Below are 19,912 nucleotides of genomic sequence, written 5' to 3' on the forward strand. Positions count from 1 at the left end.
ACATGAAAAATCAAATTCTAATACTACTTGCACTGCTACTTCTTGGTGCTTGTAATACGCAAACAAAATCTACAATAACCCAACAACCTACTAAGGCTGATTATAGTCTGGGTGAAAAATGGGTATGGAAATTTAAGGGAGTAACTACGCAAGGAGAGGTTCGTTCAGATGGAACAGATACAAGGCAAGTAGTAAGCTTTAAACAAGGTTTAGGAATGACTATTGGTAAGGACACCATACCTATTTCCGAAATTACTAAACCTGAAGTAAGTGAAACACCCAAGTATAGCTGGCCCCTCAAAGTTGGAAAGACATGGAAGTATGAAAACAATTGGACAAGTCAAGATGGTACGACTGGAAGCCAAAGTCAGGATGCCATAGTTTTATCATACAAAGAAGAAACTGTAGAGGCAGGAACATTTATGGCTTATACCATTAAATATACTGGTAAAACTACAAATTCCAGAGGTTATAATGCAAATGAAACCGAGGTTTGGTTATATGCACCAGCTGTAAAGACATTTATAAAGCTTACACAAGATCAAGGTGATTTTCACTATGTGGAAGAATTAATCGAATATTCAAAGTAATGCAATTAATTATCAAAGATTTACAAATTAAAACAGTTAAAAATAAATATTTAGTAATCAATTAAAATGAAAACAATCAAAAAACAAATTTTAGTAAAAATAGCTTGTGTTGTCATTACATTCCTATCTAGTGTAACATATGCACAAAATTCAAATCAAGAATCAACAATACAAAGAGAGGGGTTTATCTTCGAATTTATGGTTGGTGGTGGACTTATAAGTTTAGAAGATAGTGCAGGGATTCAAACGTTTGATGAATCACAAGGAACCTATGTTTTTCCGGATTTAAAATTGGGTTACATGCTGAATGAAAATCTCGCTATTACGCTTTCAACTCCTGGAAATATCTATGAATTTCAAGATAACGATAGACATTTTGGTGGGTTGATTCCATCTGTACAATATTGGGTAAGAGACAATTGGTGGATTCATGGGGGTTTTGGTTTGGCAATAGATGCTCCAGCATTGTATGATATAAAAGATAGTGTTAATGATGATTGGAACTTCGGTTGTGCTGTTATGGCAAGTACAGGTTATGAATTTTATAAAAAGAAAAACTTTGCATTAAATGTTCAGTCTAAACTAGTACTAGGACGTGTTAATTTAGGTAGTGATGCACATAGAGATGCAGTGATTTTTAATGTTGGGTTAGGCTTTAGTTGGTTATAAACATTAAATTAAACAATCCATGACTCAAAATACAGAACATAAAAAATTAATTAAAACGGCTAGAATAACTGGAGTGTGGTATTTACTGATGGCTATTACAGGAATTCTAGGGTTTATGGTCTATCATTCTCAAATATTTGTTTCAGGTAATCCTGAACAAACGCTAGCAAATTTAGTGGAACTAGAATCTAAAGCAAGAATAAGGTTGTTATTAGAGTTTGCTATAGTAATATCACAAGCACTTACTGCAGTTTGGTTTTTCAAATTATTTAAAGATAATTATGAATGGGAAGCTTGGACTCTAGGTATCTGGGGAATTGTAAATGCCTTAGTTATTTTAATAAGTGCAATTTCAATCGCCTCAGCAATAGGTATAGCTAATTCTGATTTAGGTGCAATGGAAGACAAAGTTTTACTAATTCAGATGCTGCATCATATAATTTCAAATGCTTGGGGAATTGGAGGTTTATTTTTTGGATTATGGCTTTTTCCTATGGGATATATAGTTATCAAATCTGAAAGGATGCCTATTTGGTTAGGAAGAGTAATTGTTTTAGGTGGTATAGGTTATGTTATTTCTACGTTTATACGTTATTCTGGAATTGAATTTAGTTTTAATAAATATTTAATGCTACCTGCAACCATAGGTGAATTTTGGATGATTGGTTACCTGCTAATTTTTGGAATGAGATCTAATGATATAATCAATAAAAAGAATTTAAAATAAATTAGTAAGAAACTAAATATGGAAAAAAGAAAAATAATTGCATCGTTACTGTTAAGTATTGGAGTTTTATTAAGTATAGCTTTTTTACTTCAAATTCATTTTCCACAAGGTTTTGAAGTTTATTTTGAAAGAGCATATTATAGTCAATTTGGTCCTTTAGTGATAAGTATTGAGCTACTAACAGCTAGTTATTATCTATTCATTGAGCATAAAAACACAAATTTAGCTTTAGCTATCTTCGGATTTACAGGTTTGTTAGATCCAATTTTAACAAAACTTGGATATTTGAATAGTAGTATGCCATTGTATGGTACAATTATTATTGCAGCATGTGCTTTATTATGTTTATGGTTAGCATTTTCAAATACATTTAAGTTAAGCCCAATGACTCTTTTAAAAACCATAATAAGTGTAATTATTGGTTTTATCACAGAAATTTTCTTCAACCTATAAAAAAAACTCAAATCAAAAATTAAAACAAAATGAATGGACCAGACAAAAACATAAAATTTCCCTTAGACAATTACGATAGACTTTGTTTTTTAAAAAACATTGTGAAGCATCCAAATATTAGTATAGGAGACTATACCTATTATGATGATTTTGAAAATGTAGAGAATTTTATAAAAAATGTAAAATATCATTTTGATTTTGTAGGCGACAAGTTAATTATAGGGAAGTTCTGTATGATTGCATCTGGTGCAAAATTTATTATGAATGGTGGTAATCATCTAACAGAAGCCATATCTGCATATCCTTTTTCCGTTTTTGGTAATGGTTGGGAAAAAGCCATGGAAGGTAAATCATTTCCTAACAAAGGAAATATAGTAATTGGAAATGATGTTTGGATTGGTCATAACGCAACAATTATGGCTGGTGTAACCATTGGAGATGGAGCTATAATTGCTACAAATGCAACAGTTACAAAAGATGTAGCACCTTATGCTATTGTAGGGGGTAATCCTGCTAAAGAAATTAGAAAAAGATTTGATACAGCAACCATAACCAAATTAATACAACTGAAATGGTGGAATTGGGATATAGAAAAAATCACCAAAAATATTCAGAACTTAACCAACAATAAAATTGAAAAAATAATAGAATAATAAATTTTATGCTTACTGAAAATAAACACAATATGTTTTTTAAATCGGAAAAAGGAAAAGAAAAAATTCTAAACCTATATAATCTAAAATTAAATGAGTTGAATATTAAATATTCCGAAATATTAGTAGACACAAAGTATGGAGTAACAAATGTAATTATAACTGGTAATAGTAATAATCCACCATTAATTTTAATTCACGGTACAGGAGGTTGTGCACCTTTAATTTTAGAATCTTTTCCAAATTTAGCTTCTAAATATTGTGTCTTTGCAGTAGATGTTGTAGCTCAACCAAATAAAAGTGAAGCGCATCGATTAGATATGAAATCTTTAGATTATGGAAAATGGTTAATAGAAATTATAACTAAATTAAATCTAAAAGAAGTAACTTTAGTTGGGTTCTCTTTTGGTGGTTTAATAAGCTTGAAAGCCCTAGAATTCAATGAAAAGTTTATCAAACAAGCGTTTTTAGTTGCACCAGTGTATGTTGTTAATGGTAATCCATTAGTAGGTTTATTTAAAATGTTTTTTCCTCTAAAAAAATTTATAAAAACCAAGAAACAAAAATATATTAGAAAAGTAATGAATGCTCTTTTTACGAATTATGATGATTTTGCCTTAAAATTTATGAGTACCACTTTTCAAAATTGCAATATGGATTTTTCTCCATTACCAATTATTTCAAAAGATAAAGCAAAAAAGATTACAACACCTTTATCAATAATTGCAGCTGAAAAAGATATTATGTTTCCTGGCAAAAAAATGATTAAAAGAGCAAAAAGTATTTTTCCATCATTAGAAGAAGTAGTTTTATTAGAAGACTCAAAGCATGTTCCAAATACAAATCATTTTAAAAAAATAGAGCATCTAATTTAGCTTCCTAAAATAAAATCGAGATAATTTCAAAGAAATTTTATTTATAATTAACTAGCAAAGCAGTAATTTTTAGTCATTGTTATGTGTTGGTTATTTAATGCTTAGTTTGTCAAAATATTCATTCATTTTATCCCAAACTGCATAGTATTCTAATTCTCGAGCTCTCTCGTCATTTCCCATATCACAGTTAATTACAATGTATCTTCCCGTCTTTTTTTCTTTGTCAAAATACATCCAAGTTCCAACTCCTGCATCTCCACCTGAATGTCCTATATAACCGAATGCACTATGTCCAATAAATATGGCTGGACTATAATCTCCATTATAAGGATGTCCAGCGTTTCGTGTTTCAAAGTTTTGCTCCTTTAATTGTTCTGTAAAAAGTTCTTTGTAGCTTTCTTTTGAAAGTAAAGTGCCTTCTCCTGTAAACCCGTTAATTAATTCAACGAGGTATTTAGCCATATCGCTACTTGATGAAATTAACATTCCATCAGGATAAGTAATAGCTGTATAAAAAGGTAGAAGTGTATTGTCATTTCTATATAATTTTGAATGCTTTTTTATATCCACATCTTCTAATGACCACCCAGATGAGTTCATATTTAATGGCTTTAATATATGTTCTTCCGTAAATGAATCAAATGATTGTCCAGTTGCTTTTTCTATAATAAATGCACATAATGTAGCCCCTATATTTGTATAGTTATAACGTTCTCCTGGTTTGAAATTGATGTAATTATCATCTTGGTAATATGCGCCATTTGTTTCCAAATATCCATTCAAATATTTTTCCATTGGGATATTAAGTTCAGAGGAATTTAGCCTTTGTTCTGGATAATTTGTGCTTATATTAGTTAAGTCTTGGTCTTTTATAAGAATCCAAGCTAAATTCATGTATTGATCTGTGTCATTAATACTAGAGGTATGTGTTGCTAATTGTCTTATGGTAATAACGTCGTTAGGATATTTTGGATTTATTACTTTAAATGGTAAATAGTCTTTAATAGGGTCGTCTAAATTTAATTTACCCATTTCTTTAGCTTTCATTAAAGCAATACCTATTAGGGTTTTAGAAACCGAAGCAATATGTTGTATAGTATTTTCTGTATACTTTTCTTTTGTTTCAAGATTAGCCAATCCAAAGCCTTTTTCATAGACTACACCATTTTGATTTACCATGGCCACAGCAAAACCAATTATTTGTCCGTTTTTTTGAATAGAATCCAATTCTTCTGTTAAAGAATCCAATAAAATTTGGTTTTCACTTATTGGGTTATCAGTGTTTTTTTTATTTTTATTACACGATGAAAAAGAAATTACAATGATTACTATTAAAGCTAATTTTCTCATTTGCTCTTATGGTTATTTCTAAAGATTAAATAATTGGGTTATTCTTATATTTTTATTTCTCATGCGCATAAAGAGTCTTTAATAACCATCTGTTAGAGGATTAAAGATAGTGTTTATAAGTTAAGAACTGTGGTTAGTAATTCTCATTAGATTAGGACATAGTCGAATACGTCGTAATTGTGCTGATATATTTTTGTGTTTCGTGTTGTATTCAATTTCTCTTTTAGTTTTTAATTCTCCAAGGAGGATTAAGTCGATTTTCTCCACCATAAAATAAAATTAATTGATTTCCGTCAATGTCTTTTAATCTGGCTTCTCGCCACAACCACGTTTGATCGGTTGGTTCTTGGTCAAATTTAATTCCTTTACTTTTTATGCTGTCAACTTGCTCGTCAAGATTTTCACATTCAAAATAGATATAGATTCCATCTCCTTTGGGTAATTTATCTGTTTGATGAATTGAAAAAGTTGAGTTTCCATTTGGGCACTCAAATCGTGCATAATAGGGTAGTGCTTTTACAATTAATTTAAGTCCCAATTTTTCATAAAAGGGGATTGATTTGGTCAAATCTAATGAAGGAACTGTTATTTGGTTTAGATTCATATTATCTTGTTCAATTTACTTTACACGATGTGTTTTTATATGGTAAGTTACAGGTTGACTTGAGTTTAATTTCCGAAAGAAAATCAGACGCAGCAAAATTGCTATGATCCTTGATTAAGCGCAACAAAAACAATTTTTTTAGATACGTTTTTGAAGTCAGTTTTTATTCTTTTTCTATCAAGAAATTTGCCCAATTCAGAGTGTTAAAATTTTCATTCCGATAGTTGGTTAATTCAGATTTATTAAACATCAATTCTACTTCATGTTCGGTACGTTCAAAATTCACAATCCAAGGCGAACAAATTCTATCTGTCAATTCAATCGATTCAGAAATCGAGTTATTTTGGTCAGCTATTTTTCCAACGATTTCAATTCGGTATGAGTTTTTCAGTTTCTCATATTTTGAGATTTCAAATCCATTTTCACAATGCAGAGTTTCGCATATCAAATTCGCAAACTTTTTCCCTTTTTCAAGAGATTTTTGATTTTCAGTAATTAAAGTTAATCGAAAGTTCTTCATTTTCTCAATTTGTCTACGACGGTTTTGTATATGGTTAGTTGTGTGTTTCAGCAACTAATTTAGTAAACAAAAACGAACGCGAGAAAAATCCTTTGGAATTTTCCAAGTAGGCACTAGCCAAAGCAAATAATTTTACAACGTGTTGTGCCCAGTTATTTTTTCATTTCGATTAAGGTTTGAATGATTTTGTTTGAAAGGAATTCCATATTCTTTAAATGTAGATTTACGTTATAATTTAGGGTAGCTTCATTTTCAAAAACAGCAGTAGCCAAAGGTAGATTAATCAATTTCATATAAGATACGTCATCACTATTCTTGATATAATGATCTTTAAATCCTATAAATATACCACCTGAACCTGCTAATTTTTTTAATTCCCAAATAGGGCCATTAAAATAAGATTCTCTACTATCGTTTTGTAGATTTTGAAAATTAGATAATTCTTCATGAAATGCATTAAAATCTTTGAATAGTTTTTTATTTTTAAGCAGTGTCAAATTCCCATTCGATTTGGCTTCATCATAGGATACTATGGACGGAAAGAAATAAACAGGTCTAAAGAATCCATCAGCCAAGACTTTGAGTGAATCAACTGAAATTGTCAGATTTGGCAAATAGGCATTATTTAGGAATGCTTTCATTTTGAACGATAAAGTGTCACTCTCCTTTATAGCAGGTTGTAACTGCTCGATGTTCCCTTCAAAATCATTTATAAGATTTATTATTAGTTCTTGCTTCTTACTTTCAAGCTTTCTGGATTCATTCCAATTATTAATTTGAAGCGCAATTAAAATCCCAATAACCACAAGAACAATTTCACCAATTGCATATTTAAAATACTTTCCAGTTTTGTTTTTTTCCATAAGGTCGTATCGTATTTTTCTAAAAAACTTTATCATAAATCTAATTTAAGCATTTAGATTGTCCGCAAGCGGCTATCTCAACCAAATGTCCACAGGACATTCGATTTTGCTTTGCAAAATTGTGTTTCAATAATCTAAAGAATTTAATCATGGGTTAGTGTTGGTTATAATGAAGCATAACGGTTTTTTACAAGGTTAGTTGCGTGGTTAAGTAGTAAATTTATTAAATAATTACAGACAAATAAAATCCGCGAGGACTTTCGTAAGTAGGCTCCAACTAACAATGAATTATACACGGTGTTAGCCACTGGCTTTTTTTGTTCAGTTCAAATGTCTTTTAAAACTACAAAATAAGAAGTTCTGCATTGTGTCAAAAGGTGTTAAATGGTCTTCTGTTACACACTTAATTTTGTCAAAACCATCTTTCAATTCCGCTGTTAATTCCTCTTCATTATATTGTTTTATTTCGAGTCCACTACATTTTTTAGGTCCATTTTGTGAAAAGGTTCCGATTGTCAAGAATCCGCTCACAGATTTTCTTGCGGTCTTCATATATTTTTTTATTTGATCAGGCGTAGTGAGAAAATGAAATGTTGCTCTGTCGTGCCAAACATCATAAGTCATATTTGGTTCAAATTCAGTAATGTCACTTACAATCCAATTTACTTTGTTCGCTTTTTCTCCAAGTCGGTTTTTTGCTTTTTCAAGTGATTTAGAAGAAATGTCAAGAACACTAACATTTTCAAATCCTTCATCAAGCAGGTAATCCACAAGTTTACTATCGCCACCGCCAATATCTATTATTTTCGCAGTTTTTTTTAGTCCGAATGAATGTATGAATTCAAGCGAGATTTTTGGTGTTTCTTGTGTCCAACTTACTTGGTCTGGATTTTTAGTTTCATAAACTGTTTCCCAATGTTTTTTTCTGTCTAATTTCATTGTTAAGTTCGTTTTTTCTGCTTGTGGCTAACGTGTTTGTACAAGGTTAGTTGCGTGTTTCAACAACTAATTTAGTAAACAAAAACGAACGCAAGAAAATTCCGAAGGAATTTTCCAAATAAGCAATGACCAAAGCAATTAATTATACACGGTGTTGTAAAACGTTTTTATTCTTCATCAATTTTAGCAATTCTTTCGTTAATAAAATCAAAAAAACCAACTTCTCCAGAGATTTCCCAAGTTTCGTGGTCCCAGTCTACAGTTGTCCCACTATTTTTTTTAATGAAACATTGTCCGTTTCCACCACCATCGGGATAGAATAGCAGCAAATCTTCAAAAACATATCCTTCGGGTTCTTCATTAATTTCGTCACTAACCTCTTTCATGTATTTTGCAAGCACATAGATTGACTCGTTATCTAACACGCCTATTGCATCTCCATAGTTTATTTCTGCAAATCCGTTATGTATTTTATAGAAAGACTTTAAATCCTTAGGTATATCCCAATTATAAGATAGTAAGTTCTTGTTGGGTTTCGGATTTAAAATAGGTATACCTCCAGAATATACAGTGAAATAATCACGACCATCTTTGAGTTTTATTCTAAGTAAATAATGTAAAACCCAAGTATTCTCTTTCTTCTCAGCATATATAAAGTTACATCTGTTTTTAAGTGTTGTAATTAGATTTGGAATTTTTTTAGCAATAGGACTAAAATTTGATTCAATAAACTCTTTTATTGATTTTTGATTAAGATCTGTCCAAGGACAATCCTCAGGGAATTCTCCAAGTTGATAATAATTAGCACTGTTTTTTGATTCAAATAAAAATTTCACTCCATCAAAACCATGTTTTTTTATGATTTCATTTTTTAAATTTGAGATTCTTATAAACTCAAGTTCATAGTTTGCTTTTTTATTTTGTTTTAGTTCATTTCTATATTTTTCTTGAAGGTCAGATGTCAGGGTCTTCGTCTGACCATTTACACCAAAAAATGATAGTATTCCCATTAATAAGATTAGATGTTTCAATGTTATAAAAGTCTTTTAATATTTATCAGGTATTTCACCTTTTTTCAGTATTTCAAATACATGATTTGGACTATTTTGTAACCAGTAATGGAATTTCAATTTTTTCGCAATTCCATTAAAAATTTCTCCCGCTGTAATGGTGTCAGCTATCAACAAACGGTTTTTTCTCCATTGTTGGGCAGTCACACCAACACAAATTCTTTCATCATTGCTCCCAACAAAAATAATCCATGTTGCTTTTCCACCATAGATTGAGGGTAAAGGACACGCTTTTTCTGCTTTTTTAATGAGGCTCTTAACAGAAATATCTTCGTCAATCTGAATAGTGGTAATGTGTGAATCAACGTCGTCACCTGCAGCTACACTATCTCTATCTATTTCTAAAATCATAAGTAATGTTTTACAACGTGTTTGTATAAGATTAGTTGCGTGTTTTAAGCACTAAAGCTAGCAAATAAATCACAGATAGAAAGTCCGCGAGGACTTTCGTAAATTGGCTAAAACCAGCAATTAATTTTATACGGTGTTATGCGTAGTTATTTTTCCGTCTGCTTTTGAATCCAATCCATAAGTTCATCTTTATTTATTGAATCCCAAGTTGATTGAGTATTCCTTTTTTCTGATGAATTATTTTCAGGTTGCAATATAATCAATTCGGTATTTTCATTTCCTGCCAGTTTCAACTCAGCTAAAAAGCCAACAATATCTGTCGAATTATTCTCATATAAGGTTCTTAGTTGTTTTGTTAGCTTATATTCTATTGCTGGTTCTATATATGCTCGAACTACATAGTCCTTGTAAATCTTAATATTTTCATTCTTTTCGTCAGAGTAACTATACGATGAGAAGTTGTGATATTTTTCGGGATTAGTTTTTGGTGTTCCTCCCAAATTCGTTTCCAATAGATAGTTTATAAATTTTGGTTCCCAAAGGTCAATTCGGTTAATTCTTATATCACGTTGATGTTGATACCATTTTCTTGTAAAATCCATCGTGAAATTACAAACGACAATGCCTTTAATTTTAAGTTGAAATGCTAAGTCACTCTCTTTCATAAATTTAATATAACGCATAGCTCTATGTCCAACTAAACTTGCTCCTAAAAAGAAAATGTTGTCATTCGGTAAATTATATTCATCAAATACTTCTTTAATTAACTTATGCGTAGAAATCATAGATGATTCAGAAAAGTAAAAATCAAGAGGGATTTCGGTTGAAACTGACAATACAGCAAAGTCTTTTTCCGATGCTTGAGTATACATCTGTTTTGAACTCCTGTTCTTTTTGTCATATTTTGAATCTTCGAGGAAAATGAGCACACCTTTTATTTCCTTATTTTCAGGAAGCATTAGAGTATAGCCTTTTTGAATAAAAGAAAAAAAGTCATTTTCTCCTATTCCAACTCTTATGCTATCATTTTTCACTGGTTCGTAATATTCAACCATCTTTTGTGAAAAAGATTTCGTACTAAAAACAATCAGGAAGAACAAAAATAATACCTTAAAAGTTGTTTTCATTATCGGTTGTTTTTAATTACGCACAACGGTTTTCGTATAAGATTAGTTGCGTTTTTGTGCCCGAGGATTTTTCGAAGGAAAATCAGAAGTAGCAAAAATGCAACTAACTTTGATTAAGCACATAAAATAGCAATTAATTTTATATAGTGTTGGCAAATCGTTTTATGCGTTATCAATGGCAGCTTAGAGTTTTTTTAATTATATTTTTCTTTTCAAAGCCGATTAAAACAATACCTGTAGCCTCCTTAAGCTCCCAATCTGAGTCTGGTGACGCAACAATTTTGTAGTAACCAGGTTTTTTAATTTTAAATTTAACGTTAGCGCCTCCACTTCTTTCTCCAATTGGGGTGTAATAGCTTTCAATTAGCTCCCATTCATTTTTTAAATTTAATTCATTTTTAAAACTTATCTGAATATCTGGACTAGGACAGTTTGCTCTAACTTCTAATATTCTATATTTTACCTCATACTCGTTGTCTAAGAAATACTCAATTTTTTCCAAAGATTCGTTTAATATGATTATATTATCCCTAAGTAACGAATAATTTGTTCTTATTTTCTCTTTACTTCCTTCTAAGGAAGAAGAGTCTTTACTGCATAAAGCGTTGGAATTTTTTACAATCTCTTGTGATTGATAATAGCTCTTCGACAAATAATGGACAAAATCTTTATACAAGGAAATTTTTTCTTTTTGTTTTGGATCATTGAAATCAAAAGTGTTCATCACTTTATTCAAATCGTTTCCACAATTATTAATGTGGGTTAAGATTTTTTCTGAATATTTTCTCATTTTACAAAATTCTCCTTTACCCATTGATTCTACGTGCTCTCTAAGAGAATCCATTAAATTCTCATTCGAAATGTTTTTAAAATCATCAAATCCATTTTGAGAATAAGTGAATTGAGTTAACCCAAGTAATAGAATAAAGATCATTAGTTTTTTCATCTTTTCATTTTTTATTTAAATGTTTGCCAACGTGTTCGTGTATGGTTAGTTGCGTGCAAGTACGCTATAATTCTTTGTTAAGCAATATAGTGAATTGTGAGAAAAATCCCTGCGCTTAGCCAACAATAGTAATTAACTATACACGTTGTTGGCAATAGTTATTTCGCTTGACTGTTTATCCAATTTAATAAATATTCTTTGAACTTTAAATCTACATTATAGATCTCATTTGTCATTTCATCTGTTCCTTTTTTGGTCATAAAGTGATTTAGTCCCTTCATTACTTTAAATTCAATGTTTGAATTCCCAATTTCATCTAATTTAGTTTTGCTTTGATTTGGGTCTACTAAAATGTCCTCTTTTCCAATAATCACTAAAGTCGGAAAATCAATATTTTTTAAAGTTTTTGTGTTATCTATTCGAGCCTCTTCTAATTTATGAGGCATAAGATAATTGCTAAATGACTTTTTATTTATTCCGTATTTTTTTGATTCTTTTTTAGCTATTTTCCATATTTCCCAAGCTGTTTTATTTGGATTTTTGTCTATCAAATCAAAAACGTAATCTAAAGTTTTTATTCTTTCGTTAGTAGTTTCTCCAATTATTAGCTTGTCATAGTTTTTAATTCCGTTATTTATTTGGTATTTGAGTAAATCTCTTGGCTTTCCAACTGGTGCAGACCATTGAATTAAAAAGTCTGGTTTTATTTGTTTTTCTATTGTTTGAAGTGAAACAATTCCGCCTAAACTATGTCCTAAAAAACCAATTTCTTTGTTTTCTAAAGTTTGTGATTTTTTAAGTTCGCTAAATATTGCAAGAAAATCATTAGTATAAACTTTAGCTTGGTCATTGTATTCTCCAGTTGATTTTCCGACCCCTCTTTTATCAAATCTAAAAACTCCTATATTATTTTCGAGTAAAAACTCTGTCAAGTAATTGTGAGCTTTTTGAGATATAGTGCCAGTTCCAGAAATGATTATAAGGATTTTTTCAAAGTCAGATTGTGGTGTCAATAATGTTCCGAAAATTGTGATTTTGTCATCGATAGTTTTACTTATTTCTTCGATGTTGTAATTTTGAATATTCTCTATTTCTTTTTCGTTATCTAACTTTTTTTGGCAAAATGTTAATTGTGAAATGAATAGTAGTATAATTATCGGAATGTTCTTCATAATTATTGCCAACGTATTTGTGTATGGTTTCGTTGTGTTGGCTAGGTCTAAATTAATAAAAGAAAACTGACCAGAGGGAAATTCCGCAGGAATTTTCCGAGTACACACAGAACGAACAATGAATTATACACGTTGTTGGCTAACGTTTTAATTTTCTATATTCTCAATTCTTATGTCTTCTAATTCTTCTAGTTTTAATTCAGGTGTAACTTTTTCAACTTCTGCTTTCTCTTTAACTGTTCTTAAGTCAGGACATTTTTTAGATTCAGCTCTTTTATGAAATTCCGTTAGAGTTTTCTTCTTCCATAATTTTAAATTAGTAGAATCAATTTCTTCATAATCAAATTCCGCTTTATTCAATTCATACTTATTAAAACCCCAAGTACTCATTAGAACAATTTTATTTGATGAATGTTCTATTGTTACTAATGTGTCATTATCCGTTAGTATTTTTGTTCCGTTTTTTAATTGATATGAGATTAAATTTTCATCTAATACCTTATTTCCAAAAATGATAATTTCATCTGGTCTTTTTGTAGTAAGTATTAGCATGTATTGTTCAGTTATTTTATGTTCGACATAACTTCCATCTTTATGGCACTTACTCCAAGTTCCTAATGCAAGATGTTTTCCAAAATATTCAGAATCAGTTTTTGTTCCCATAATAGAAACTCCAAATAGAATCATTGCAACAAACCCAATTATTGCAATTGAAATAATAATCAATAATATGTTTAGTGATTTTCTCAAATGTTTGCCAACGTTGTTGTATATGGTATGTTGCGTGGTTTAAGCACTAAATTTAGCAAATAAAAACCGAATAGAAAATCCGCGAGGATTTTCGTAAGTAGCCTAGAACCAGCAATAAATTATATACGGTGTTGTAAAACGTATTATTTTAAAATTCTTCAAGTAATTTCGCACCAATTCCTTTCAATTGTTTTTTTGTGATTTTTAATGAATAGATATATTCATCTTTATCTATTTTTTCGCCATTTTCTAAATTAATTATAATTTTTAGATTCCATACTTTACCATATTTATATTCTGAAAAAATAGCATTAACATTTTTAACTTCATTTAGTTTCCATTTTTTTAAATATGTTCTTTTTTGCTCTTCAATTATTTTTTCTAATATAAAATCTTTTAGTTCATTAATTTTATATTTTTCCAATAAACTATAGATTCTGTCTTTTTCTATTTTTTCCTTTTCTGCTTTTAGTTGCTTTTCTTCTTCTATTTTTGCAAATATTGGAGAGTTCATTTCTACTTTATAAGTTCCGTATATTTCTTCTTCTTCTCCGTTTTCTAAAACTCCATAAACATCAACGTAACCATATGTTTCAAACATACTTTTCTTTCTTGTTGGTTTAATATTAATTGTCTTGTAAGACTTTCCGTTTTTGTATTCCTTTTCTATTTTGGATTTAAGTATAGATAAATAGGTTTCACCCATTTTTTCTTTTTTAGCAATTTCAACTATTTTCGCGACCTTTTCATTTATTAGTTTTTCTTTTTCCGTTTCTTTAATTCTTAAGTTTTCAATAAGAGTAATCTTATCATTAATTTCTTTTTCTGGTATTATAAAATTTATTGCTTTTGTGCTACCTGTTAAAGAAAAAACAATATCATTACTTCCGTATTTGTCAGAAGTTCTAATAGAAAGTTTAGATGCTTTTTTCAATTTTTCAAGAAATTCATATTTACTAATCTTAAATGAAGAATTTGGATCATTAAATGTGTCAAAAAATATTATTTTTCCATCTGATGAAAATGTAAATGAATATGAAGAATAAATAACATTAGGTTCATTATCGAAAACAAATTTAATCCCTGCATTAGTACCTTCTTGAAAATAACCTGCTCCAGAAATATAAAAGTTTAAGTTTTCATTTTTATCAAATTTGTTTATTGTTAACATTGGTTTGTTGTAAGGAAAATTATTTCCTTTTCCAATAACATATGAAGTTTTGTATTTTCCATCAAAATCAGATTTTCCTGATTCAAATTTCCAATTTTGAGCGTTTACATTTATAATTAATAATAAGGTGATTGATGTTAATAGTTTTTTCATTTTCAATAGTTTTTTTTAATTTTTATATGATTCTCTCATATGTTTTACAACGGTTCGGCTATGCGTAGTGCGGGATTTCAAGACACATATCTTTCAATTTAGCACTTAGTTTATTTAATGTAATTACTTTCATATCAGCACTTTACCCCGCATTACGTATAGCCATTGTTGGGGTGTCGTTTTTCTTTTTAAAATGGTAAATCATCGTCTTCGTCATTATTTTCAGTGTCAGGTTCAGGCAGTCCGTACCAACCCGATAGCTGTAAATAACACCTCTCTTCATCTTCATTTGGTGACCACCACCTTGCCAATGAAACTCGAACTAAAGTACCTGCTGGAATATTATCAACCGGGTTTTGGTATCCAACATAAGATATATTTCTCCACCTGATTGGATAACTGTATCTCACTTTTTCATTATAGTCTTTTCGATTAAGGTCTCTGTCTGGAATCCAAAAACCAACACTATTTTTTGGTATTTCACCGCTTTCAGAAATGTAGCCACTTCCTCCACTTGTCCATTCCAAATTTCCGTCAAATAGAACTTCTGTGCTACCTCTCCAAATTTTTACTTTCAATTTATCCGTTAAGTATTCAACCATTTTTTCAATTGAAGAAAAAGTGAATTTATGTTCCATTGTGTGAACCAATATATCTTCAACGTGCGGTGGTGTTTTTTCTGTTCTCTCCGAAAAAGTTATTGTATAAACATCTCCAACTTCAAGGTCAGTGTCAGAATCTTGATTATATCCATCAGAGTCAAGAAGTCTTACAAAACGACCATTAGCAAGAACACCGCCTACACAAGCCGCACTTGACATATGTGTTTTTGAAACTATTATTACGTCCATTATAAATGAGTGATTTTGTAGCCAAGTTTTTCAAGCTTGTCAGTTACTATTGACCTGTGGCACGCTTCAGGTTTTTCTTCTACACAGAAAAGTACTACTCGGTTTGCACCAACTTCATCTAGCTTATCAATAAAAGTGTCAAAATCGAAATTGCTTAAAATTCTGTCCTTGTATGCGATTGTAAATATTTTGCCGAGTTTATTTCTGTCTCTTTTTAATTCTCCTTGTTGAGCATCTGCTTCTTTTTGAAGTTCTCTAATTTCAGAAGTTGGGGCAAGGTCAATTATATGTCCGTATTTTATATCAAGTTCATTTAATTTTTCCTGTAAACGATTACTGTTTACAAACGCATATTTTGCTCCTCTAACACCTCTACGCTGCCGTATATCGCAGAAAGTGTCAATATGGTTATCTGTTAATTTGTTAAAGTATTCCTGTTCTGTTGAGTTGTAAACTCCGATTGTGAAAAATTCCATTTAATATGATTTTCTTGAGGTGAAGTCCATTTCATTTCCAAATAAGTCAACTGTTCCTTTACCTTTTGTTAGTTCATTCATTACAGTTTGTTGGGACTTTGTCCTTTCTTTAGAGACAATGTGTTTTAGTGATATGTCTTTATTAAGCAGCTCTTGTCCAATTAACTTACTTCTATGGCATTCCTCTGGTTTGGATTCGCTACACATAATTGCAAGGTGGATTCTTTTTTGATTGGCGGTTGTCAATCTTTCAAGTCCTTGTTTGAAAAAGTCCTTTTCTTTAATTAGGTCATAAACAACCTTTCCATTATAATCATAACAACTTCTGTCTTCTGGTAGTCCACCAAGAGTGTCACCAACAAAAACATACGTTATCCCATTATTTTTTAATTCCAATTCAAGTGCTGCTTGATTGAATTGAGGATTCCATTTTGAATAAGGTTTCGAGCGAATATCAAGAAGGTATTCAATGTCAAAAGACTTTAACTCGGCAATGAAATCTTCAATCTTCTTATTTCCGTGTCCTATTGAATATATTGTTGTTTCTTTCATATCTCTAATTTACGAAATCTATCTCGTTTGTTTTTAAATGCACCCCAACGTGTTTGTATAACATAAGTTGCGATTTTGAGTGCGAGGATTTTCCAGAGGAAAATCAGAAGCTACAAAAGAGCAACTAACTTTGATTAAACTAAAAATAAGCAATTAATTTTATACGGTGTTGGCATTTCGTTTAATTCCATTTTGTTCTTAATTCTTCTCCAATTTTCAGATCCATTTTATTTTGAAACATATGGTCATATATTTTTATAAAACTTTTGTTTTCTAAAACTGAATCAATTGTAAAGACATAATATTCATTTTTTCTTTTAAAATCTAAAAATTTTCTAATATTTTGATTTTTACCTTTATCAATTTCAACTAACCAATATATGTAATCTTCGTTGTCAATAATTTCATTTTTTCTATTAAACCCTACTATTTTAGTTTTTATAGGTTCTCTCAGAAACAAGTTTCTCCATTTTGCAGGAATCTGATTTAAATCTAGTTTTTCATTCGTTTTGAGACTGTCTATTTGCATTCTCAAATACATTCCGCTATTTTCTGGCTCATAGCCTGAATTATAATTATCGGAAAATCTATTAAAATCATTTAGTTCTCTTAAACTCCAACCTTCAGTAATATTTTCTGATAATAGATATTCAAAATTATTCCAATTAATGATTTTAAATTTATTATTAAGTTTTAAGGAATCTGGGACATAATTAAGATTTAAAATTTTACTCTTTTCATTAAAACCTATTGGTAGTTCTTCAAGTTCGATTCTCTTTTCATTAAGAATTAAATCTGAATTTTCTCTCTTATAATCTCCAAAAATTTGTTTGATTTCTCCTCCTCCAGTACAACCATAAACAAATTTAGTGTGAATAAATTTTCCGTTATTTAACAAATAAAGACTTCCTCCATTATTGAAGCCCTTATAAGAGTATTTTAATGTATCAATTATTTCATTTGAGTCAGAAATATAATTTCGGTTTTTACAACCAAATATTAGTGATATTAATAAAATTCTAAATAATATTCTCATTTCTTGTTAATGAATGCCAACGTTTTTGGCTATGGTTTCGTTACGGAAAAATGGGCGACCGTTTTTCCGATGTTGACCGAAAGATAGCAAAAAGGCATGGAATTTCCGCGAGGAAATTCCGCCGTAATGAATTATAGCCGTTGTTGGGTTTTAGTGCTTTTATAATTCATTCCGTTTTTTGTTTTTTTTGGTCAGCTTTTTATTCAGATTTCTTTAATTTCCGCTTTTAATTCATTCCGCAAACTTGCTCAAATTCCGACCATTTTTTAATTCAGGTTTGAGTGAGCAATTCCAGCGTTGTTCTTCCAGTTCCGATTGCGCAAACAGGCTAAAAAGTCAAGCGTAATTCAATTCAGAGTTTGAGTTAGTAATTCCGTTGTTATATTTCATTCCACGTTTGAGTGATAATTCCGAAAATTTTTGAAATTCAGCACACAGTTTTTCTGATTTATCTACCTTAAAATTCTAAAAAAAAATCGAAAAACAAACCAAGCTTTTTTTCAAACCGGAAACTTGCTCCAGCATTAAACCCAACGGTCTCGTATAACCGTCAGTTACGGGATTAAAGATAATGTTTTCGGTTAGGAACTGACGTTAGCAATTCCGAGTGGATTCGGACGTAGTCGAATCCGCCGTAATTGCGGTTATACATTGTTGGCAGCTGGTTTTATTTCGTTTAGTAATTTATAAAATTCAGTTCCGCTAAATTCAGTCCATTTTTTTGAGTACAATCGTTTCTCATTTCGAATCAGCCTAATTTCTGGTTCAGAGCTTTTAAAGTATAATTCAACATCATATAATTTTATCACCCAACTTTTGAAATGGTCATTCGGCTTTTCAAGTTTCAAGGTATTATTAAAAATGATTCCGTTCGATTTAAAAATTTCCGCAAACACGTTATTCCAATATGAGTAAGTTCGGTTTTGAGTCAGTTCAAAGTCTACGATGTCAGATATAATTCTTTCAAGTCCACTATATTCATCAGTTCCATCTATTCCGATTATATTTCCAGTAATTCGAGTTGCATTTAGATTATACCAACCCATTCGGGTTTCTTCATAATCAAAAGTCCAATCAGGAAAAGTAGTTACTCTCATTCTTTAAAGTTAGGGTTTTGTCAACTTGCTGCCAACGTGTTTGTGTATGGTTAGTTGCGTGTTTCAGCAACTAATTTAGTAAACAAAAACGAACGCGAGAAAATTCCGAAGGAATTTTCCAAATAGGCACTTGCCAAAGCAATTAATTATACACGTTGTTGTAAAACGTTTTTTATACTAATATTACTATTATCACAATTATAAAAATCAAACCTACAAGTCCGTTGTTCATCATATGATGTTTGTCCCAATGACTTTTTGATTTTTTTGGTCCATATAAATATTCTTTAAATGAAAATTTAGGCTTGTTAAATATTGTTCGCCATATTGAACCATAAATCCATCTGATAGAACCACCAATTGTATTTAAAATCAAATGGAAAATTGTATATCCAACAATCTCGTCAATCATTCAAATCGTTTTTATTTTCTTTTCAGTTTATGAATTCCGCTTTCTAAATATTCTTTCCACAATTTTAGGTTTTCAGTTGAGATTGGGAAAAAGATTTCAGAATTGTCTAATTCCTGAATAATTGTCGCAATTCGATTTCCAATTTCATAGTCAGAATCCCAAGTAAAATATTCCGAAAACATCAATCCAGATGCAATAGTTTTTAAATTGTCAAAAGTCAGATTTCCGTTCAGCGTATCATTCAGGATTTTCATTAGATGACTTTTCTCAATTTCAAATTCAGAGTCAGATTCCATTTTTACAACACTTATTTGAGAAGTGTCGTAAGTCAGCTTTTTTATGCTACCATTCAAATCAGCCGAAAGAAATTCAGAACTTATTTTATTCTCAAAATATTCTTTTAAAATGCTTTCGGTCATTGTTAGTTCAAATGTTTTACAACGTGTTTGTGTATGATTAGTGGCGTGTTTAAGCACCTAATTTAGCAAATAAAAAACCGAATAGA

25 protein-coding genes are annotated in these 19,912 nt (G+C 30.3%); 6 read left to right on the forward strand and 19 right to left on the reverse strand.

Features of this window, described 5'->3' with window-relative positions; translation table 11 throughout:
- Positions 1 to 2 precede the first annotated feature (2 nt).
- From ACFOWD_RS07470 to ACFOWD_RS07495, 6 genes are all read left to right on the forward strand, one after another.
- Positions 3 to 590 carry a hypothetical protein gene (locus ACFOWD_RS07470; protein ID WP_377409388.1) on the forward strand — a complete coding sequence of 196 codons (588 nt, stop codon included), beginning with the start codon at positions 3 to 5 and terminating at the stop codon, positions 588 to 590.
- Between the two features lie 66 nt (positions 591 to 656).
- Positions 657 to 1,259, forward strand: a complete 603-nt coding sequence (locus ACFOWD_RS07475; protein WP_377409390.1) for a hypothetical protein — start codon at positions 657 to 659, stop codon at positions 1,257 to 1,259.
- Between the two features lie 19 nt (positions 1,260 to 1,278).
- Entirely contained in the window at positions 1,279 to 1,986 is a 708-nt protein-coding gene (locus tag ACFOWD_RS07480; RefSeq protein ID WP_377409393.1) for a DUF4386 domain-containing protein, read from the forward strand.
- 18 nt (positions 1,987 to 2,004) lie between these two features.
- The gene (locus tag ACFOWD_RS07485; RefSeq protein ID WP_377409395.1) at positions 2,005 to 2,439 is read left to right on the forward strand and encodes a hypothetical protein; all 435 of its coding nucleotides are present in this window, start codon (positions 2,005 to 2,007) and stop codon (positions 2,437 to 2,439) included.
- A gap of 29 nt (positions 2,440 to 2,468) precedes the next feature.
- Positions 2,469 to 3,092: a CatB-related O-acetyltransferase gene (locus ACFOWD_RS07490; RefSeq protein ID WP_377409397.1), complete on the forward strand. Its 624-nt coding sequence runs from the start codon at positions 2,469 to 2,471 to the stop codon at positions 3,090 to 3,092.
- Between the two features lie 32 nt (positions 3,093 to 3,124).
- Positions 3,125 to 3,967, forward strand: coding sequence for an alpha/beta fold hydrolase (locus ACFOWD_RS07495; protein WP_377409399.1), 843 nt, complete (start codon positions 3,125 to 3,127; stop codon positions 3,965 to 3,967).
- Positions 3,968 to 4,057: 90 nt separating this feature from the next.
- Here the strand turns inward: ACFOWD_RS07495 and ACFOWD_RS07500 are convergent, their stop codons facing one another.
- The 19 genes from ACFOWD_RS07500 to ACFOWD_RS07590 all read right to left on the reverse strand — a co-directional run bounded on the left by ACFOWD_RS07500 (position 4,058) and on the right by ACFOWD_RS07590 (position 19,826).
- Positions 4,058 to 5,317, reverse strand: a complete 1,260-nt coding sequence (locus ACFOWD_RS07500; protein ID WP_377409401.1) for a serine hydrolase domain-containing protein — start codon at positions 5,315 to 5,317, stop codon at positions 4,058 to 4,060.
- A 223-nt stretch (positions 5,318 to 5,540) separates the two neighbouring features.
- On the reverse strand, positions 5,541 to 5,921 hold the full coding sequence (locus ACFOWD_RS07505; protein ID WP_377409403.1) for a VOC family protein: 381 nt from the start codon (positions 5,919 to 5,921) through the stop codon (positions 5,541 to 5,543).
- A gap of 163 nt (positions 5,922 to 6,084) precedes the next feature.
- A complete protein-coding gene (locus ACFOWD_RS07510; protein ID WP_377409405.1) occupies positions 6,085 to 6,441 on the reverse strand; it encodes a hypothetical protein in 357 nt (118 codons plus the stop codon).
- 152 nt (positions 6,442 to 6,593) lie between these two features.
- A complete protein-coding gene (locus tag ACFOWD_RS07515; protein ID WP_377409407.1) occupies positions 6,594 to 7,304 on the reverse strand; it encodes a DUF6090 family protein in 711 nt (236 codons plus the stop codon).
- A 321-nt stretch (positions 7,305 to 7,625) separates the two neighbouring features.
- A complete protein-coding gene (locus ACFOWD_RS07520) occupies positions 7,626 to 8,243 on the reverse strand; it encodes a class I SAM-dependent methyltransferase (protein WP_377409409.1) in 618 nt (205 codons plus the stop codon).
- A 167-nt stretch (positions 8,244 to 8,410) separates the two neighbouring features.
- Positions 8,411 to 9,253 (reverse strand): SMI1/KNR4 family protein, encoded by an 843-nt coding sequence (locus ACFOWD_RS07525; RefSeq protein ID WP_377409412.1) that lies wholly within the window; start codon positions 9,251 to 9,253, stop codon positions 8,411 to 8,413.
- A gap of 36 nt (positions 9,254 to 9,289) precedes the next feature.
- Positions 9,290 to 9,664: a hypothetical protein gene (locus ACFOWD_RS07530; RefSeq protein WP_377409414.1), complete on the reverse strand. Its 375-nt coding sequence runs from the start codon at positions 9,662 to 9,664 to the stop codon at positions 9,290 to 9,292.
- A gap of 146 nt (positions 9,665 to 9,810) precedes the next feature.
- A complete protein-coding gene (locus ACFOWD_RS07535; protein WP_377409416.1) occupies positions 9,811 to 10,791 on the reverse strand; it encodes a hypothetical protein in 981 nt (326 codons plus the stop codon).
- 172 nt (positions 10,792 to 10,963) lie between these two features.
- Positions 10,964 to 11,737, reverse strand: a complete 774-nt coding sequence (locus ACFOWD_RS07540; protein WP_298995178.1) for a hypothetical protein — start codon at positions 11,735 to 11,737, stop codon at positions 10,964 to 10,966.
- Between the two features lie 158 nt (positions 11,738 to 11,895).
- Entirely contained in the window at positions 11,896 to 12,909 is a 1,014-nt protein-coding gene (locus ACFOWD_RS07545) for an alpha/beta hydrolase (protein WP_377409418.1), read from the reverse strand.
- Between the two features lie 147 nt (positions 12,910 to 13,056).
- Positions 13,057 to 13,659, reverse strand: a complete 603-nt coding sequence (locus ACFOWD_RS07550) for a hypothetical protein (RefSeq protein ID WP_377409420.1) — start codon at positions 13,657 to 13,659, stop codon at positions 13,057 to 13,059.
- 148 nt (positions 13,660 to 13,807) lie between these two features.
- Entirely contained in the window at positions 13,808 to 14,983 is a 1,176-nt protein-coding gene (locus ACFOWD_RS07555) for a hypothetical protein (protein ID WP_299778762.1), read from the reverse strand.
- A 188-nt stretch (positions 14,984 to 15,171) separates the two neighbouring features.
- On the reverse strand, positions 15,172 to 15,834 hold the full coding sequence (locus ACFOWD_RS07560) for a dual OB domain-containing protein (RefSeq protein ID WP_377409422.1): 663 nt from the start codon (positions 15,832 to 15,834) through the stop codon (positions 15,172 to 15,174).
- The gene (locus tag ACFOWD_RS07565; RefSeq protein ID WP_377409424.1) at positions 15,834 to 16,310 is read right to left on the reverse strand and encodes a DUF488 domain-containing protein; all 477 of its coding nucleotides are present in this window, start codon (positions 16,308 to 16,310) and stop codon (positions 15,834 to 15,836) included. Before ACFOWD_RS07565 ends, ACFOWD_RS07560 begins: the two co-directional genes overlap by 1 nt.
- Entirely contained in the window at positions 16,311 to 16,862 is a 552-nt protein-coding gene (locus ACFOWD_RS07570) for a DUF488 domain-containing protein (protein WP_377409426.1), read from the reverse strand.
- 181 nt (positions 16,863 to 17,043) lie between these two features.
- Positions 17,044 to 17,898 (reverse strand): hypothetical protein, encoded by an 855-nt coding sequence (locus tag ACFOWD_RS07575; RefSeq protein WP_377409429.1) that lies wholly within the window; start codon positions 17,896 to 17,898, stop codon positions 17,044 to 17,046.
- A 644-nt stretch (positions 17,899 to 18,542) separates the two neighbouring features.
- Positions 18,543 to 18,995, reverse strand: coding sequence for a hypothetical protein (locus ACFOWD_RS07580; RefSeq protein ID WP_377409431.1), 453 nt, complete (start codon positions 18,993 to 18,995; stop codon positions 18,543 to 18,545).
- A gap of 172 nt (positions 18,996 to 19,167) precedes the next feature.
- On the reverse strand, positions 19,168 to 19,407 hold the full coding sequence (locus ACFOWD_RS07585) for a hypothetical protein (RefSeq protein WP_377409433.1): 240 nt from the start codon (positions 19,405 to 19,407) through the stop codon (positions 19,168 to 19,170).
- Positions 19,408 to 19,418: 11 nt separating this feature from the next.
- Entirely contained in the window at positions 19,419 to 19,826 is a 408-nt protein-coding gene (locus ACFOWD_RS07590; protein WP_377409435.1) for a hypothetical protein, read from the reverse strand.
- Positions 19,827 to 19,912: the final 86 nt, after the last annotated feature.

Origin of the sequence: Polaribacter marinivivus (genome assembly GCF_042651285.1) — a bacterium.
In the GTDB taxonomy this organism is placed as follows: Bacteria; Bacteroidota; Bacteroidia; order Flavobacteriales; family Flavobacteriaceae; genus Polaribacter; species Polaribacter marinivivus.

What these genes read in the sequence shown, in the direction of transcription:
- ACFOWD_RS07470 (WP_377409388.1), top strand. Translation starts at nt 3, where the DNA reads ATGAAAAATCAAATTCTAATACTACTTGCACTGCTACTTCTTGGTGCT.
- ACFOWD_RS07475 (WP_377409390.1), top strand. Translation starts at nt 657, where the DNA reads ATGAAAACAATCAAAAAACAAATTTTAGTAAAAATAGCTTGTGTTGTC.
- ACFOWD_RS07480 (WP_377409393.1), top strand. Translation starts at nt 1,279, where the DNA reads ATGACTCAAAATACAGAACATAAAAAATTAATTAAAACGGCTAGAATA.
- ACFOWD_RS07485 (WP_377409395.1), top strand. Translation starts at nt 2,005, where the DNA reads ATGGAAAAAAGAAAAATAATTGCATCGTTACTGTTAAGTATTGGAGTT.
- ACFOWD_RS07490 (WP_377409397.1), top strand. Translation starts at nt 2,469, where the DNA reads ATGAATGGACCAGACAAAAACATAAAATTTCCCTTAGACAATTACGAT.
- ACFOWD_RS07495 (WP_377409399.1), top strand. Translation starts at nt 3,125, where the DNA reads ATGTTTTTTAAATCGGAAAAAGGAAAAGAAAAAATTCTAAACCTATAT.
- ACFOWD_RS07500 (WP_377409401.1), bottom strand. Translation starts at nt 5,317, where the DNA reads ATGAGAAAATTAGCTTTAATAGTAATCATTGTAATTTCTTTTTCATCG.
- ACFOWD_RS07505 (WP_377409403.1), bottom strand. Translation starts at nt 5,921, where the DNA reads ATGAATCTAAACCAAATAACAGTTCCTTCATTAGATTTGACCAAATCA.
- ACFOWD_RS07510 (WP_377409405.1), bottom strand. Translation starts at nt 6,441, where the DNA reads ATGAAGAACTTTCGATTAACTTTAATTACTGAAAATCAAAAATCTCTT.
- ACFOWD_RS07515 (WP_377409407.1), bottom strand. Translation starts at nt 7,304, where the DNA reads ATGGAAAAAAACAAAACTGGAAAGTATTTTAAATATGCAATTGGTGAA.
- ACFOWD_RS07520 (WP_377409409.1), bottom strand. Translation starts at nt 8,243, where the DNA reads ATGAAATTAGACAGAAAAAAACATTGGGAAACAGTTTATGAAACTAAA.
- ACFOWD_RS07525 (WP_377409412.1), bottom strand. Translation starts at nt 9,253, where the DNA reads ATGGGAATACTATCATTTTTTGGTGTAAATGGTCAGACGAAGACCCTG.
- ACFOWD_RS07530 (WP_377409414.1), bottom strand. Translation starts at nt 9,664, where the DNA reads ATGATTTTAGAAATAGATAGAGATAGTGTAGCTGCAGGTGACGACGTT.
- ACFOWD_RS07535 (WP_377409416.1), bottom strand. Translation starts at nt 10,791, where the DNA reads ATGAAAACAACTTTTAAGGTATTATTTTTGTTCTTCCTGATTGTTTTT.
- ACFOWD_RS07540 (WP_298995178.1), bottom strand. Translation starts at nt 11,737, where the DNA reads ATGAAAAAACTAATGATCTTTATTCTATTACTTGGGTTAACTCAATTC.
- ACFOWD_RS07545 (WP_377409418.1), bottom strand. Translation starts at nt 12,909, where the DNA reads ATGAAGAACATTCCGATAATTATACTACTATTCATTTCACAATTAACA.
- ACFOWD_RS07555 (WP_299778762.1), bottom strand. Translation starts at nt 14,983, where the DNA reads ATGAAAAAACTATTAACATCAATCACCTTATTATTAATTATAAATGTA.
- ACFOWD_RS07560 (WP_377409422.1), bottom strand. Translation starts at nt 15,834, where the DNA reads ATGGACGTAATAATAGTTTCAAAAACACATATGTCAAGTGCGGCTTGT.
- ACFOWD_RS07565 (WP_377409424.1), bottom strand. Translation starts at nt 16,310, where the DNA reads ATGGAATTTTTCACAATCGGAGTTTACAACTCAACAGAACAGGAATAC.
- ACFOWD_RS07570 (WP_377409426.1), bottom strand. Translation starts at nt 16,862, where the DNA reads ATGAAAGAAACAACAATATATTCAATAGGACACGGAAATAAGAAGATT.
- ACFOWD_RS07575 (WP_377409429.1), bottom strand. Translation starts at nt 17,898, where the DNA reads ATGAGAATATTATTTAGAATTTTATTAATATCACTAATATTTGGTTGT.
- ACFOWD_RS07580 (WP_377409431.1), bottom strand. Translation starts at nt 18,995, where the DNA reads ATGAGAGTAACTACTTTTCCTGATTGGACTTTTGATTATGAAGAAACC.
- ACFOWD_RS07585 (WP_377409433.1), bottom strand. Translation starts at nt 19,407, where the DNA reads ATGATTGACGAGATTGTTGGATATACAATTTTCCATTTGATTTTAAAT.
- ACFOWD_RS07590 (WP_377409435.1), bottom strand. Translation starts at nt 19,826, where the DNA reads ATGACCGAAAGCATTTTAAAAGAATATTTTGAGAATAAAATAAGTTCT.